Origin of the sequence: Brevundimonas sp. (genome assembly GCF_024711105.1) — a bacterium.
Classification (GTDB): Bacteria; Pseudomonadota; Alphaproteobacteria; order Caulobacterales; family Caulobacteraceae; genus Brevundimonas.
The window spans coordinates 1-15226 of the sequence record NZ_JANJTL010000135.1; the positions used below are offsets into that span (position 1 = coordinate 1).

9 protein-coding genes and 1 tRNA gene are annotated in these 15226 nt (G+C 68.2%); 5 read left to right on the forward strand and 5 right to left on the reverse strand.

Features of this window, described 5'->3' with window-relative positions:
- A partial coding sequence (locus tag Q0M60_RS09930) for an amidase family protein (RefSeq protein WP_296818817.1) occupies nucleotides 1-835 on the forward strand: 835 nt, incomplete at its 5' end.
- A gap of 60 nt (nucleotides 836-895) precedes the next feature.
- The gene (locus Q0M60_RS09935; RefSeq protein WP_296818833.1) at nucleotides 896-1165 is read left to right on the forward strand and encodes a SemiSWEET family transporter; all 270 of its coding nucleotides are present in this window, start codon (nucleotides 896-898) and stop codon (nucleotides 1163-1165) included.
- A 37-nt stretch (nucleotides 1166-1202) separates the two neighbouring features.
- Here Q0M60_RS09935 and sppA read toward each other — a convergent pair whose 3' ends face one another.
- Nucleotides 1203-2984 carry a signal peptide peptidase SppA gene (sppA, locus tag Q0M60_RS09940; protein ID WP_296818819.1) on the reverse strand — a complete coding sequence of 594 codons (1782 nt, stop codon included), beginning with the start codon at nucleotides 2982-2984 and terminating at the stop codon, nucleotides 1203-1205.
- 102 nt (nucleotides 2985-3086) lie between these two features.
- The gene (locus Q0M60_RS09945) at nucleotides 3087-3824 is read right to left on the reverse strand and encodes an SIMPL domain-containing protein (protein ID WP_296818821.1); all 738 of its coding nucleotides are present in this window, start codon (nucleotides 3822-3824) and stop codon (nucleotides 3087-3089) included.
- A gap of 153 nt (nucleotides 3825-3977) precedes the next feature.
- Here Q0M60_RS09945 and Q0M60_RS09950 point away from each other — a divergent pair.
- Nucleotides 3978-4050, forward strand: a tRNA-Ile gene (locus tag Q0M60_RS09950).
- A gap of 80 nt (nucleotides 4051-4130) precedes the next feature.
- Here the strand turns inward: Q0M60_RS09950 and Q0M60_RS09955 are convergent.
- Together Q0M60_RS09955 and Q0M60_RS09960 are read right to left on the reverse strand one after the other, a co-directional pair.
- Complete coding sequence (locus tag Q0M60_RS09955) at nucleotides 4131-5018, reverse strand: hypothetical protein (protein WP_296818823.1); 888 nt, start codon at nucleotides 5016-5018, stop codon at nucleotides 4131-4133.
- A 128-nt stretch (nucleotides 5019-5146) separates the two neighbouring features.
- Nucleotides 5147-8227, reverse strand: coding sequence for a TonB-dependent receptor (locus tag Q0M60_RS09960; protein ID WP_296818825.1), 3081 nt, complete (start codon nucleotides 8225-8227; stop codon nucleotides 5147-5149).
- A gap of 294 nt (nucleotides 8228-8521) precedes the next feature.
- Here Q0M60_RS09960 and Q0M60_RS09965 point away from each other — a divergent pair, with 294 nt between their 5' ends.
- Both Q0M60_RS09965 and Q0M60_RS09970 read left to right on the forward strand, forming a co-directional pair.
- Nucleotides 8522-10558, forward strand: a complete 2037-nt coding sequence (locus Q0M60_RS09965) for a prolyl oligopeptidase family serine peptidase (protein ID WP_296818828.1) — start codon at nucleotides 8522-8524, stop codon at nucleotides 10556-10558.
- 122 nt (nucleotides 10559-10680) lie between these two features.
- Nucleotides 10681-11844: an aspartyl/asparaginyl beta-hydroxylase domain-containing protein gene (locus tag Q0M60_RS09970; protein ID WP_296818830.1), complete on the forward strand. Its 1164-nt coding sequence runs from the start codon at nucleotides 10681-10683 to the stop codon at nucleotides 11842-11844.
- 106 nt (nucleotides 11845-11950) lie between these two features.
- Here the strand turns inward: Q0M60_RS09970 and Q0M60_RS09975 are convergent, their stop codons facing one another.
- Entirely contained in the window at nucleotides 11951-14971 is a 3021-nt protein-coding gene (locus tag Q0M60_RS09975; RefSeq protein WP_296818832.1) for a TonB-dependent receptor, read from the reverse strand.
- Nucleotides 14972-15226: the final 255 nt, after the last annotated feature.

Here is a 15226-nt window from a genome sequence, read left to right on the forward strand (position 1 = left end):
CACGGCCGGGCCGATGACCCTGACGGTCGAGGACGCGGCCCTCCTGCTGACGGTCATGGCCGGCAGTGACCCGCTCGACCCGCGCACGGCCGAGGCCGACGCGCGCCGGGTGGACTCTCGCGCGGCGCTGGATGCCGACAGCCTGCGCGGCGCACGCATCGGCGTGGCGCGGTTCCTGATGGGCTATTCCGAAGGAACAGACGCCGTCTTCGAACAGCGGCTGCAGGACCTGCGCGACGCTGGCGCCATCCTGGTGGACATCACCGAGGGGCCGGACCGGGCCGCCATCGGCCAGGCCGAGTTCGCCGTCCTGATGACCGAGCTGCGCGTCGGCATGAACGCCTATCTGGCCACGACCGACCCCGCCGAGGTGCCGAGCCGCACCCTGGCCGACCTGATCGCCTTTAACCGCGCCGAGCCGCGCGAGCTGGAGCACTTCGGCCAGGAGTTCTTCGAATTGGCGGAGACGACCCAGGGGCTGAACGACCCCGCCTACATCGAGGCGCGCACCAACTCCCTGCGAATGGCGGGGCCTGAAGGCATCGACCGGCTGCTAGCCGAGCACGATGTCGAGATCCTGATCGCGCCCACGACCAGCCCGGCCTGGGAGATCACCCTGGGCGAAGGCGACACCTTCTCGGGCTCGGCGTCACAGCTGCCGGCGGTGGCGGGCTATCCGCACCTGACCGTGCCCATGGGCTTCGTGGGCGACCTGCCGGTCGGCATGAGCTTCATCGGCCCGGCCTGGTTGGACGCGCGGGTGTTGAGCCTGGGCTACGCCTTCGAGCAGCGGACCCAGGCCCGCCGGGCGCCCCGGTTTCTCGCCGGCGGCTGACGGAACCTCGGCCGCCAGGCGCCGTTAGCGCCCCGCAGCCACGGAGCCGTCTTGCCCGAGATCAGTCCCCTCATCGTCAACGGCGTCGGCGTGGCCGCCGCCGTGACCTCCGTCTCCAGCTTCGCGCCCCAGATCGTGAAGATCATCAAGGAGAAGGACGCCAGCTCGGTCAGCCTGAAGACCTACGCGCTGACGGTCACGACCTTCACCCTGTGGAGCGCCTATGGGGTTATGTCGGGGGCGTGGCCGGTGACGCTCGCCAACACCTGCGCGCTCGGCATGTCCGCGACCGTGCTGGCCCTCAAGTGGCGATACGGACGGGACGCATAGCCCGCTCACCCCGACGAATGCCGGGCTGAGCGGTAAGCTAGTTCAGCGGCTCGTCGGCCAGGACCACGGAGCCCTCGCTGCGGGCGCGTTCGGCGCGGACGCGGGCGGCGATGGCGCGGACCTCCGGGTCGCGTGCGACGGCGCCGAGGGTGATCAGGGCCTCCGCGGCCTCCGTCCCGCCGGAGAAGGCACGGGCCAGTTCTTCCCAGGGCGACCGCTGGGCCGGGAAGCGCCGCAGCTGGATGTCGTCATCCTCGCCGATCTCGGCCAGGACGCGGGCGCGGTTCACCGCCTCGTGGAAGCCGCCAAGCTCGTCGACCAGACCCAGCTGGCGCGCCTGGGCGCCGGTCCAGACCCGCCCGCGGGCGATCTCGCGCACCCGCGCTTCGGGCAGATCGCGGCCGCGGGCCACGCGCTCGATGAACTCGTTGTAGACGCTGTCCATCCAGCCGGCGAAGGCGGCCCGATCCTCGGCGCTGAAGGCTTCGCCGGTGGCGAAGGCGTCGGCGTAGTCGCCGCCGACCGACAGGCCGCGAACGTCGATCCCGAACCGGCCGAGCGCCTCGGCCAGGACGAACTTGCCGCCGAACACGCCGATGGAGCCGGTCAGGGTCGAAGGCTGGGCCACGATGTGGGAGGCCTCGGACGAGATCCAGTAGCCGCCCGAGGCCGCATAGGCGCCCATGGAGACGACGACCGGCTTGTCCGCCGCGATGGCCGCGCGCACCGCTGCCAGTATCTGTTCAGAGGCTACGTCGGAGCCGCCCGGCGAAGAGACCCGCAGGACGATGGCGCGCACGCTGTCGTCCTCGATGGCGTCGTATATCGCCTCGGCGAGATCGTCGGAGAAGATGGTCGAGTCCCCGCCGAAGGGGCTGGACTGGGCCGGCCCGGTGACGATGGCCCCCTCCCCGCCGATGACCGCGATCACCGCGCCCCGGCCAGGTTGGGCGGGACGCGAAGCGTAGTCGCCGAAACTGACGATGTGGGCGTTCTCACCGGCGCGAGTCAGGGCGTGGCGTTCGGCCTCCTCGACCTGGCCGAGGCGGTCGACCAGGCCCCGCTCGACGGCGACCTGGCCGGTGGCCGGGCCCTCTTCGAGGGCGGCCTGCAGGTCCGCGCGCTCCATCTCGCGGTCGCGCGCGGCGTTGGCCACCGCATTGATATAGACCGAGTTCATCCACGACAGCGTCGCCTCACGGTGGGGGGCGGTGTAGTCGCTCTGCAGGAAGGGATTGGGCGCGTTCTTGTATTCGTAGCGCTGCTCGAACTGGGCGTTGATCCCATAACGCTCGAAGGCGCGGCCGAAGAAAATCTCCTCGGTCGCCAGGCCGGCGGCCTGCAGCGAGGCGTTGCCCTGCAGCCAGAACTCGCTGGCCGAAGCGCCGATCATGTAGCTGGAGACGACCGCGCCGGCGGGCAGCATGCCCTGGCTGTGCGCGATGACCGGCTTGCCCGTCCGGCGGAAGCGACGGATGGCCTGCCGGATCTCGTCGGCGGCGGCGGGCGTGATGCCGCCTTCGGGCAGGCGCACGAACAGGCCGCGCACGCGGTCGTCGTCCTCGGCCCTGTCGAGCGTCTCGACAATGCGCATCACCGAAACGCCGCTCTCGCCGAACAGGGCGAAGGGGTTCTGCGGGTCCTGGTCGGTCACGCCCTGACGCAGGTCGAGCTCGATGACCACGGGCCCGCGGGGGCCGTCCGAACCGCCCTGGAGGACGGCCGAGGTCAGCCAGCCGGTGAACATGATCAACGGCAGGGCCATGAAGAGGAGCAGGCCGACGAAGACCGCGGCGACGGTGACGAAGAACTGTTTCACGGCGCGACGGCCCCCGGCTGGCCCCGTTGGCTCGGGGCGTTCATCCCCGAGCTATAGACGGCGAGCCGTGACCGTCAAATGAAGACGCCGTAAGCGGGAACCCTACCGGCTCACCTCATAGACGCCCGTGATGTCGACGCGCACGACGAGCTCTCCGCCCTGGACCGGGGTCGAGCCGCCGTCCTGGGCCATGGCCATTTCGGCGCGGTACATCGGCATTGGCGGCGGAGCGACGTAACCCCCGCCTTCGCTCAACGAGCGCAGGACGACCAGCCGCATGCCAGTGGCGTCGGCGTACAGTTGGGCGCGCTGCTGGAGGATCCGGACCGCTTCGCGGCGGGCGGCGTCCTCGGCGACGCTGGGATCGGCCAGGCCGAAGCTGATGCCGTGGATCTGGTTGGCGCCGGCGGCCACGACCGCGTCCACCGCCTGGCCGAGATCGGCCAGGTCGTGAACCTGGACGGTCACCTGGTTCGACGCCTGGTAGCCGCGCAGGGACGGCTGCTGGTTCGGCGGATAGTCATAGACGGCGCTGAGGTTCAGGCTCGAAGTCTGGATGTGGCGTTCCTCGATGCCCGCGCGGCGCAGGGCGGCGATGACCTGGTTCATCTGCGCGCGGTTCTGGGCCATGGCCTCCTGGGCGGTCCGGGCCTCGGTCTGGACGCCGGTGGTGATGGTGGCCATGTCGGGCGCGACGCGGACCTCCCCCTGGGCGGACAGGCTGAACGTCGGCACGGCCATGTGGGCGTGGTGATCGCCGGCCGTCTGGGCCTGGGCGGCGATCGGCGCGCCGGCGGCGAGAACGAGCGCCACGGCCGAGGCGCGCAGGAGAGCTTTCATGTCGGTTCCTTTCCATCCGGACAGACGGCAAGCTTGGCCGGTCTCACATGAACGAACGCACAGGCGGCCGGACAGGCTCCCGACAGGAACCGACGCGATCGCGGCCCTTTGACGGCGCCCGGCAGGGCCTGTAGCTGGAAACCGCCTCTCGGCGGGCCCGTAGCTCAATGGTTAGAGCCGACCGCTCATAACGGTCTGGTTGCAGGTTCGAGTCCTGCCGGGCCTACCGCCGCCCTCTTTGGACGATCAAAACGAAACGGCCCGGCGGAAGCCGCCGGGCCGCAAACGTTCAGCCAGGACAGGCCCTTAGTAGACCTGGACCATGGCCGACTGACAGCCGGGCATGCCGCCCTGCGTCTCACGCGCCTCCTGGCCGCGCACCACGCTGGACGGCGGCGTCGCGCTGGCGACATTCGGGTCGGGAGCGCCGACCGACGGTCCGGTGCCGGTGCCGGTCGCCGGATAGGAGCCCGAGCGGCCCGCGCCACCCGTGCCACAGCCGGACTGACGCTCGATGCGGATCGTCCACTGCAGCGGCGAGCCGGCCAGCTGACCGCCGTCGGCCCGCTCGACACGGGCGTCGCGCATGGCCTCAAGCGCCGCCTGGCCGAAGTCCATGCTGTCGGCCGACGTCAGCGAACAGTCCAGGCGACCGTTATCCATGGCGCGGCAGTCGAAGCGGGCCTCGAGCGATTCGCCGCGGTCCTGGCCCTGCATGTTCCAATGACCGACCATCGAGGGACGATCGACCCAGCGAAGGTTGAAGTCGGTCGGGTGGAAGCGGTCCGGCAGACGGCTGGGCGGCCAGTTGCCGAAGCGCAGGGTGAAGGCGAAGGTGCGTCCGGCGGGCGATCCCCCATCCACGGCGCGGACCCGGGCGCGTTCCATTACCCGCACGCCGGCCAGGCCGAACTGCCGGTTGTTGGGCTCCTCGTTGAGGATTGAACAGTCGAGCCGTCCGTCGGCCTCGGCCGTGCAGAGCACCTCGGCCAGGCCACGGCCGCCGTCGTGCCGCGTCGTGCGATAGAAGCGGGCCATGTCCCGCACCGACGGGCCGCGCACCCAGGCGAGGCCGACGTCTTCATAGGTCGGATAGGCCGAAGCCGACTGCTGGGCGGCTGCGGGAGCCGCGATCAGGGCCGCCGGCGCCGCGGCCAAGGCCGCCACGGCGGCCAAGTGGGCGAATTTGCGCATTTCTCTCCCTCCAGAAACGAAAGCTGGAGGCGGAGTGAACGCCTAACCGTGTGATCTGACAAGTGAACAAAAGGAAAGAGCGGCGGGGTTTCCCCCGCCGCTCTCGCCAGTTTGACTTCAGTCTCCGCTTAGAAGCGGCGGCTGATCTGCACGAAGCCGCGACGGCCAACCATGTCGTAGAGGTTGATGGCCGCGGTGCCGATCCGGAACTGGCCGGAAGACTGAGCCGGCGGCCGCTCGTCGAACACGTTCTGGATACCGGCCGCGAAGGTCCAGTCGTCCATGCGGTAGCGCAGCGAGAAGTCGTGGTACGCGGTGAACTCGGTGTACTGCTTGAAGTACACCGGCTGACCGACCACCGAGGTTCCGGAAAGCAGGTTACCACCGGCCGCCGGGTTCGGGTCGATGTAGCTTGAGCAAGGCGCCTGCACGCCTGCACGGATGCAGGTCGAGCTGTATCGGGTCGAGTTGAACACGTCGTTGTAGCCAAAGGCTTCCGTGTCTGAGGCCTTGCCGATCAGGTCGATGCCCCAGAAGGCCGTCCAGTCGCCACGGTCGAAGCGGAAGTTGAGCTGACCGGTGAAGTCCGGCTCGGTCGTTTCGCCGTTGTCGTCCTCGATGAAGCCGCCCAGCAGGTTCACTTCGTCCTGGAGCTGCCAGGTGAACTGACCGTCGATGGTCAGGTCGCCGAAGCTGAACTCGTGGCCGTAGCGGACCGTCAGGTCGATACCACGGTTGGTCTGCTCAGCGACGTTCACGTAGCTGTTGTTGACCGTGATGATCTGGTTCGGACGGGTCGGAGCCGCCGGACCGTTCCGCGTGAAGAGCGAGCAGAACGGGTTCGCCGGATAGGCCGTCGAGCGGTAGCACTGCGACAGGATGTTGCCGGCGCCGAAGGTCCGGACCTCGTCGGACACTTCGATCTCGAAGTAGTCCACCGCCACCGAGAAATCGATGAAGGCCGGGGTCCAGATGATGCCGATCGTGCGGGCTTCAGCCGTTTCCGGATTCAGCACGCCGATGCCGCCGCCCGTGATGATCAGGGCGGAGGACGAACCGGCGGCCGTGTAGCCGGTCGGAACGCCCGCGGCGGCGCAGTTGGCCTGCAGGACGCCGTTGCTCGACAGTTCGTACTGGATGCAGGGATCGATCGCCGTCTGGCCCAGGAAGCTCGTCTGGTTGGCCAGGAACAGTTCGTACAGCGCAGGGGCGCGGAACGAGGTGCCCTGGGTCAGGCGAACGCGCCAGGCCGGGGTGATCTGCCAGTTGAGGCCCACCTTGTAGGTGTCGCTCTCACCGTAGGAGTCGTAGTCCGACCAGCGGCCCGACAGGTTGAGCGTCAGTTCGTCGATGCCGGTGAAACCACGAACCAGCGGGAACTCGAACTCACCGAACACTTCACGGACGTTGTCCGAACCCGTGGTGCGGCCCGCGGCCGTCGAGCCCCAGAGGTTGGCGTTGCGGGCGTTGAAGCCCGGCGTGTCGTCGATCTCTTCGTGACGGATCTGGAAGCCCAGGGCCGCGCCCACCGGACCGGCCGGCAGGTCGAAGAGGTCACCGGCGATCGTACCTTCGACGTACTGGTGATCGTAGGTCGTGTTGCCGGTCTCGACGCCGAACAGGAAGGCGCGTTCCGCGTCGTTGAAGTTACCGCGGATGATCCGCTCCGAGGTCCACGGCACACCGCCCGGCAGCTGCGAACAGCTGTAGCCCGAGACGTTGGTGATCAGCGGGCCCTGGTAGCACGGGCCAGGGCCAGTGATGGCGGTGACCGGCACGTTCACGCCGGTGACGGCCGCGGTGCGGTCGGCGTAGATGAACTCACCCGAATACTCGCCGTCCGAGCGGGCGATCTGGCCATAGAGGTCCCAGTCCCAGCCACCCAGGAAGCCCATGCCGAGCGGCAGGGTGCCACGCAGACCACCGACGAAGCGGTAGTAGTCGATCTGCTGGTCGCTATCCGAGGTCTTCGGAATGATCGGCAGCAGGGTCGAGCCGGCGAACGGCGTGCCGGTGTCGGGGCGCTGGGCGCCGACATAGCCGGTGAAGACCGTCGGGAAGTACTGGCGGACGCCGTCCTGCTCCGAGATCCGGACGTTGTAGAGGAACTCGCCGTAGGCCTCGATGTTCGGCGTGATGTCGAAGCCGCCCGTGGCCGTGAAGGTCCAGCGGTCAACCGGGCTGATGATCGTCGCCCGGTCGTAGAACGGGTGATAGTCTTGGCGGTAGGTGAAGGTCTGCGGGAAGCCCGCCCGGCCTTCGCGCGCCATGCCGGCGACGATCGAGTTGTTGCCGGTCGAGGCGTTGCCGTAGTTGATGCCCGGCCGCATGAAGATCAGGTCCATGGTCCCGTTGCCGGGGTTGCCGCGGATCGCCTGAGCGAACAGGTTGTAACAGGCGTACTCGCCGGTCGCCTGATTGGTGTAGTCCACCCGCTGCATCGTGGTCGGGTTGAACAGGTAGTCGGCGGCGCAGGCCGTGTCCTCGCGGTCGGCGCGGCGCAGCGGGTCCTGGCGGTAGTAGTCAAAGCCGGCCTGGACGTAGCCACGGTCGAAGGTGGTGCCCCAGCCGATCGAATAACGCTGGACGTCGCCGCCGCCGTCGAAGGAGCGGTTGACGTAGGCCGAAGCCTCCAGGCCGTCGAGGTTGGTGCGGGTGATGATGTTCACCACGCCGGCGATGGCGTCAGAGCCGTAGATCGACGAGGCGCCGTCCTTCAGGATTTCGACGCGCTCGATCAGCGACTGCGGGATGACGTTCAGGTCGACGGCCTGAACCTGACCGCGCGTACCGGCCGGGCCGACGCGGCGGCCGTTCAGCAGGACCAGGGTGCGCTGGGCGCCCAGGCCGCGCAGCGACACCGAGTTGATGTTGCCGCCGCCTTCGGTGACGAAGCCGGTCAGCTGGTTGTTCAGCTGGAACGAGCCCGAGGCGATCGTCGACTGCTGGAGCAGTTCGGACGTGTCCACCAGACCTTCGAGGGTCGCCTGCTCGCCCGTGATCACCTGGATCGGGGCCGAGGAGGTGAACTCGTTCCGGCGAATGCGCGAACCGGTGATGACGACCGCGCCGACCTGGGTCGCGTCTTCGTCCTCTTCCTCTTCCTGGGCAGCAGGCTGTTGGGTTTGAGCCATGGCCACCGACGGAGCCATCACGGCGAAGCCGGCGATGAACGTCGTGGCCAGCAGAAACTTCTTGTTGAACGCCATTGAGAACTTCCCCCAGTCGGCGGTTGGTACGACAGACGCAATGCGCCCGGCGGAGAGGGACCCCCTCCGATCGTGGCGACCCTAACAAGTTTCGGCCTTAGTCCAAGCGCGGGGCGGCGTTTGCGGGGCGTTTCTCACGGGACCGTAACGCATCCGCCACACTTGGGGCGCCAATCGGCCATTTTGGACACGGTTCGGCCAACGGAGGGGGCTTCGCGGGCGCGCGGGTTCCTGCTTTATAATGGCGAAAGAGCCGGAAAACCCGGCCGGCCCCATCGAGAGTGATTCCGCACCATGTCTCTGAGAAACCTCATGCTCGCCGCCGCCAGCGTGGCCGCCGTCGCCATCGCGGCGCCCGCTACGCCCGCCCTGGCGCAGACCCCGACGCCGCCGACCGCCATGGCCTTCGCCCGCGAGCCCGCCATGGCCTCGGTCACGATTTCGCCGGACGGCCGGCACATGGCCGCGATCGTGTCGCCCGATGGGCGCCGCCGCGCCATCGCGGTCTGGGACACCTCGAACCTGGGCGCCGAGCCCTATCTGATCGGCTCCGACGAGCGCTCGGAGTTCCTGAACATCCAGTTCGTCAAGAACGACCGGCTGTTCGTCGTCACGCAGCAGCTGTCGAACTACAACCCCTTCTCCGGCCAGCCGCAGCAGACTTACCGGTACCGCAACCAGCTCGTTGATCTGGAAGGCAATCCGATCCGTCTCCCGCGCTGGGAAGGTCTCGATGACCGCCAGGCCTCCTATGTCGGCGTCGGTCAGCTGGTCAGCTCGCTCGACAACCACCCGACCGACATCCTGATACAGGACCCTCTCCGCGGTGACATCTACCGGTTCAACACCCAGACGGGCGGGACCAGCCGCGTCGAGCGCGGCTCCGACCGCTTCCAGAGCGTGCTGGCGGACCTGCAGGGCAACATCCGCGGCCGCGAGGAGTTCATCCTCGAGGGCGGGCAGGCCTTCATCGGCATCCAGCTGAGGCACCCGGACACCAACGAGTGGTCGGAACACTTCCGCTGGTCGGCGCGCGACCGCGAGCCGGTCTCGATCGTGGCCTTCACCAACGATCCGAACGTGGTGCTGATCCAGTCGACCCAGGGCCGCGACCATGCCGCCATCCTGGAATACGACATCCGGGCGCGTCAGGTGCTGGGCGAGGCCTTCGCCCACCCGCTGTTCGACGCCACCGGCGTGATCCAGTCGCGCGATCCTGACAGCTACGGCGAGATCCTCGGCTTCACCTACAACGGCGAGCGGGGCCAGACCTACTGGGTCGACGAGAACCTCGCCACGGTGGCCGACACCCTGCGCCAGGCCATGGGCGTCTCGACCGAGCCGGTGAACTGGGTGGACATCGCCACCGGCCAGCGCCTGCGCTTCGAGGTCGGCAGCGGCGCCGATGTCGAGATCATCAGCTGGTCCGACGACTTCAGCGAGATCATCGTGCGCAAGTCCGGCCCGCGCCAGCCGCCGGAATACTACCGTCTGCAGGGCGGCCGCGCCCGGCTGCTCGGCCGCGCCTATCCGGAGATCGACCAGAACGCCATCGGCGAGACGCGCCTGATCCAGTACGCGGCGCGCGACGGCCTGATGATCCCGGCCTTCCTGACCACGCCGCCGCGCGAGATCTACGGCGACGGCCCCTACCCGACCATCGTGACGCCGCACGGCGGCCCCTGGGCGCGTGACGACCTGGACTGGGACACCACCGGTTGGACCCAGTATTTCGCCGCGCGCGGCTACGCCGTCCTTCAGCCGCAGTACCGCGGCTCGCAGGGCTGGGGCCAGCGCCTGTGGCGGGCGGGCGACTCCGAATGGGGCGGCCGCATGCAGGACGACAAGGATGACGGCGTCGCCTATCTGGTCGCGCAGGGCGTCACCGATCCGGGCCGGGTCGCCATGCACGGCTATTCATACGGTGGTTACGCCGCGATGGCGGCGGCGGTGCGCCCGAACGGCATCTATCAGTGCGCCATCGCCGGGGCCGGACCATCGTCGCTGAACGACATCCGCCGCGACACCTTCAACAGCCGCTTCATTCGGGAATTCCAGCACCCGCACCTGAACGGCGTCAGCCCGATCGACCACATCGATCAGGTTCAGATCCCGGTCTACGTCTATTCGGGTGACCGGGACACGCGGGTGGAGCCGGAGGAGTCCGAACGTTTCGCCGCTGCGCTGCGCAACGCCGGCAAGCCGGTGCAGATCCGGATCTTCCCGGACATGGAGCACACGCTCAACACCTGGACGCCCACCAACTTCGAGGAAATGCTGACCTCGGTGGAGGCCTATCTCCGCACGGAGTGCGGCCCGGGCGGCCTGTAGGTTTCAGGTGCTTCAAGCCTGAAGGGGGCGGGACTTCGGTCCCGCCCTTTTTCTTTGAGCGCAGCGCTTTACGCACGGCGGAAACACCAGCAATGTCGGGTCGGGGACTTCGGGGCGACGACATGGCGGACACCCAGGCGCTGGACCTGGTGCTGCAGGCGGAGGCCGCGCTGGCGGGGCGCGATCCGCGCACCGCGCTCGCGCTCCTGGACCGGGCCGAGGCCATGGCCGGCCCCTCCCAACGCAGCCGCATGGCCCGCGCGGCGGCCCTGCGAGCGGCCGGGGACCTGAGGGGTGCGCTGGGCGCCCTCGATGACCTCCTGGCCGAACAGCCCTATCACTTCATGGCTCTGCTCTCGAAGGGCGCGGTGCTGGACCAGGCGGGCGCGCGCCAGCCGGCGGTCGAGACCTGGCGCAACGCCGTCAAGATCGCCCCGCCCAGCGAGCGGCTGCCGCCGGGCGCGGCCCGGCAGCTGGAGACGGCGCGCGCCACGGTCAGCAAGGCGGACGAGGCCCTGCGCGACCATCTGGCCTCCGCCGTCGCCGGTCTGCGCGGCGAGTTCGCGTCCGACGATCTCCGGCGTTTTGACGAAGCGCTGGACGTGTTCGCGGGGGTGAAGAAGGCCTACGTCCACGAGCCCCTGTTCCTGAACTATCCGCGTCTGCCGGCCGTCCCCTTCTTTGATCGGGCGCACTTCCCCTGGCTGGAGGAGCTGGAGGCCGCAACCGAGACAGTCACCGCGGAGATGCAGGCGGCGCTGGCCGTCGCCGACGACCGGGAGCTGGCGCCCTACATCCAGTACCCGCGCGGCGCGCCGGTGAACCAGTGGGGGGAGCTGAACCACTCCCGGCGCTGGAGCTCCTACTTCCTCTGGAAGGACGGGACGCGTCAGGACGCGGCCTGTGAGAGGTGTCCCGAGACGGCGGGGCTGCTGGAGCGGCTGCCCGTCTGTCGTCAGCCGGGCTATGCGCCCACGGCGATGTTCAGCGCCCTGGAGGCGCGCACGCACATTCCGCCGCACACGGGCTCAACCAATGTGCGGCTGCTCGTCCACCTGCCCCTGATGTTGCCCGGTCCCGCCCGCTTCCGCGTCGGAAACGAGACGCGTCAGTGGCGCATGGGCGAGGCCTGGGTGTTCGACGACACGATCGAGCACGAGGCCTGGAACGACGCCGACTCCCTGCGGGTGATCCTGATCTTCGACGTCTGGAACCCGCTGCTCAGCGAGGCTGAGCGCACCCTGGTCAACGCCATGCTGGCGGCCCGGAAGTCCTTCGAACCCTGAACACCTGAGCCCCGGCGCGCTCTCGGCGGAGGTGGGGCGCCGGCAAAGAAAAAGGCGGCGGGTCTTTCGACCCGCCGCCCCATTCTGGTGATCGGTTCGCCCGGACTTAGAAGTCCTGGGTGACGCCGAAGAACACCCAACGACCCATCGCATCGTAGAGCTGCGGATAGGTGTTGCCGTTGCCGGTGGTGCCGACCGAGACCGACAGCGGCGGATCGTTGTCCAGCACGTTGTTGACGCCGGCCCGCAGGCGGGTGGTGTCACGGATCTGCCAGGTCGCCGCGATGTCGAAGTAGTTCTCGGCATCGAAGAAGCGGTCGATCCGGGTGCCGCCGTTGTTCAGGCTGCCGTTGGCCGCGAGAACACCGACTTCAACCTCGCCGTAGTAGCGCCAGGTGAAGGAGACGTCCGCGTTCCAGGGGGTTTCCCAGGAGACGCGAGCTCGGTGACGCCACTCGGGGTTCGGCACGCCGCACTGGTTGGCGTAGTAGCCGGCGCAGTCATAGACGCTGTTGGCGAAGCCGAGGCCGGTGTCGGTCTCGAGCGATTCCAGCCAGGTCCCGACGAAGTTGAACGCCAGGCTGCCGTAGTCGGTCATGCCCCAGTCGGCCAGGTCCATGCCGTAGTTCGCGACGATGTCCACACCCGAGGTCGAGAGACCACCGATGTTGGTGTTCAGGTCCTGGACGTTGCCATCGCCGACCCAGAGCTGGCCGTTCGCGTTCCGGTTGATGAGCGCGCAGGCCGGGGCCACGTTGTTCTGGTAGCAGGCGTTGATCGAGTTCAGCGCGCCGATCGTCGAGATCAGGTTCTCGATCTCGATGTTGAAGTAGTCCACCGAGATGTTGAAGCCCGGCACGAACGACGGCTGGAACACCACGCCCACGGTCCAGGTGTCGGCCTCTTCCGGAGTCAGGGCGGTGTTGCCGCCCTGCAGGAAGTTGTACTGGCCGGCAGGGCTGTTCAGGGCGCCGGTGCCGTAGAAGGCCGTCGGCACGCCGGTCGCCTGGCACTGGGCCAGGGTGGCTTGCTGGACAGTCGTGCCCGTCACGTCGCCGCACGGGTCGGCGTCCATGTCGAACAGATTGAAGCCCTGGGCCGTGAACAGCTCGATGACGTTGGGCGCGCGGATGGCGTGCTGGAGGCTGCCGCGGAAGCGGATGTCCGGGGTCGGAGCCCATTCACCGCCGACCGACCAGGAGTTGGCTTCGCCGCCCAGCTGATAGCTGGAGTGACGATAGGCCAGGTCCACGCCCAGTTGGTCGAAGAACGGACGGCCTTCGACAATCGGCACGTCCGCTTCGAGGAAGAGGTCGTACACGTCGTTGACGCCCGACAGGCCGATGGTGGCGCCGCCCTGGCCAGCGCCGTCGCCGGTTGCGAAGGCGTTGTCCGTGGTCGATTCCAGCTCATCGCGGCGATATTCGGCGCCGAGGGCGACGCCCACGCCGCGCGAGGCCCACGGGCTCATCAGGCCGTAGCCGCCGAGGTCACCCGTCAGGATGAAGGTGGCCACCTGCTGGGTCGTGGAGCCGCGCTGCATCAGCGGGATCTGCAGGTAGTCCAGCGCCGCCTGCGTCACGCCGCCCGGGGAGAACACGTTGTAGGGCACGCAGGTCGGGTCGGTGCCGTCGACAACCGAGCGGCAGGTCGGGGTGACGCCCGCGCCCGGATCCGTGTCCACCACATCGAGCGCGCGACCCAGGCGGGTGACCGAGAAGTCGTTCAGGTAGGTCCGCGACAGGCGAACGCGCGAGAACTGCAGGTACGCGTCGTACGACCAGAAGTCGTTGATCGGGCCGCGGGCGCCGCCGACCATCCGGTACGACTCGTAGTTCAGGTCGTCCTGACGGCCGCCGCCTTCGACGTTACGACGGGCGACATACATGGTGGTGAAGTTGCCGGCCAGGATGTCAGCCGGCGTACAGCCGATGGCCGTGCGCTGCTGAGCCGAGAGAAGCGGGCTGTCGCAGTTGATCTGGCTGACCGAGAAGAAGCTGCCCGAGGGCGCGATCTGAGCCACCGACGAATAGTCGTTGAACATCAGGTCGGCGTAGACCTCGACGTGATCGTTGATCTCGTACTCGGCGAAGGCGCCGAAGGCGTAACGCTCGTCCGGGCGCTGGTAGTAGTTCAGCGGGCCGAAGTTGTAGGCGTTAAGCGTCGAGTTGTACGGCACGAAGGTGCCGTTGCCGACGCCCGGCGAACCACCGACCGTGTAGGCGAAGGTCGAGAAGTCGGTGAACTGGCCGGGGAAGGAGGTGCCCGAACCACCGCAGGTCCAGTGGGTCGCGCCGGCCGGAACGCCCGGGCGCGCCGCCGTCGACTGGGCGCCAAGGGCGCAAGCCGAGTAGTCGCGGTAGCGTTGCAGCACCGGGTCGTTGTGGCGGTAGGAGGCGTAGGCCGTGATGTTGGCGCGGCCGTCGTCGGTGCCGGCGCCGATGATCAGGGTCGCTTCCTTGCCGTAGCCGTCCTCAACGTTGTCCTCGGGCAGCTGGAACTGCGCCGGGTTGGTCGAGCCGCGGAAGGCGATTTCTTCACGCAGGTAACCAACGCCGTCGAAATCGTTGTTGTGCTGATAGAAGCCGTATTGGGCGTCCAGCTGCACGCCTTCGAAGTTGCGGCGCATGATGAAGTTCACGACACCAGCCAGGGCGTCCGAACCGTACACGGCCGAGGCGCCGCCGGTCAGGACTTCGACCCGCTCGACCAGCTGGCCGGGGATCTGGTTCAGGTCGGCCGCGTCGTCGTTCGGCGAGCCGTAGGGCATGCGCCGGCCGTCCATCAGGACCAGGGTGCGCGAGGAGCCCAGGTTACGCAGCGACACGGTCGCGGTGCCCGAGGCGCCGTTCGACACGGTCGAGTTCTGCGCGGCGAAGGCCTGCGGCAGCTGGTTGACGAGGTCTTCGACGCGGGTGACGCCCGCGACGTCGACGTCCTCACCCGTGACCTGAGTCACCGGGCTGGTCGTCTCCAGGTTGGGCTGCGGGATGCGCGAGCCGGTGATGACGATGCCCTCGACCTGAGTCTCCTGGGCCTGGGCCGGCGCGGCGGCGAAAGCCGCCATCGCAGCGCCCGCGATCATCGTGGAGGCCAGAAGGCGCTCACGAACGGATTGAATCTTCAAAGGTCTACCTCCTGAGCCCGGCGTCGAAGCCCGTCACTGGACGACCTTCCCCCCGCCTAAGCAATTTGCGCCCCGCAGGCGGACACCTGTCGGGATCGTTGCAGTAAAGGGATTCCGAGCGAGTCAGGTCAACAACCATTGCTTGACGGTAATGTCGTCGTCGTGACGCTGTCGCAATCCAGCCACAGGTGGGGCCGGGGTGTGTCGCGCCTTCGGGATTGCGTCCTTCACCCATTGCGCGAAGATAGCCCGCGG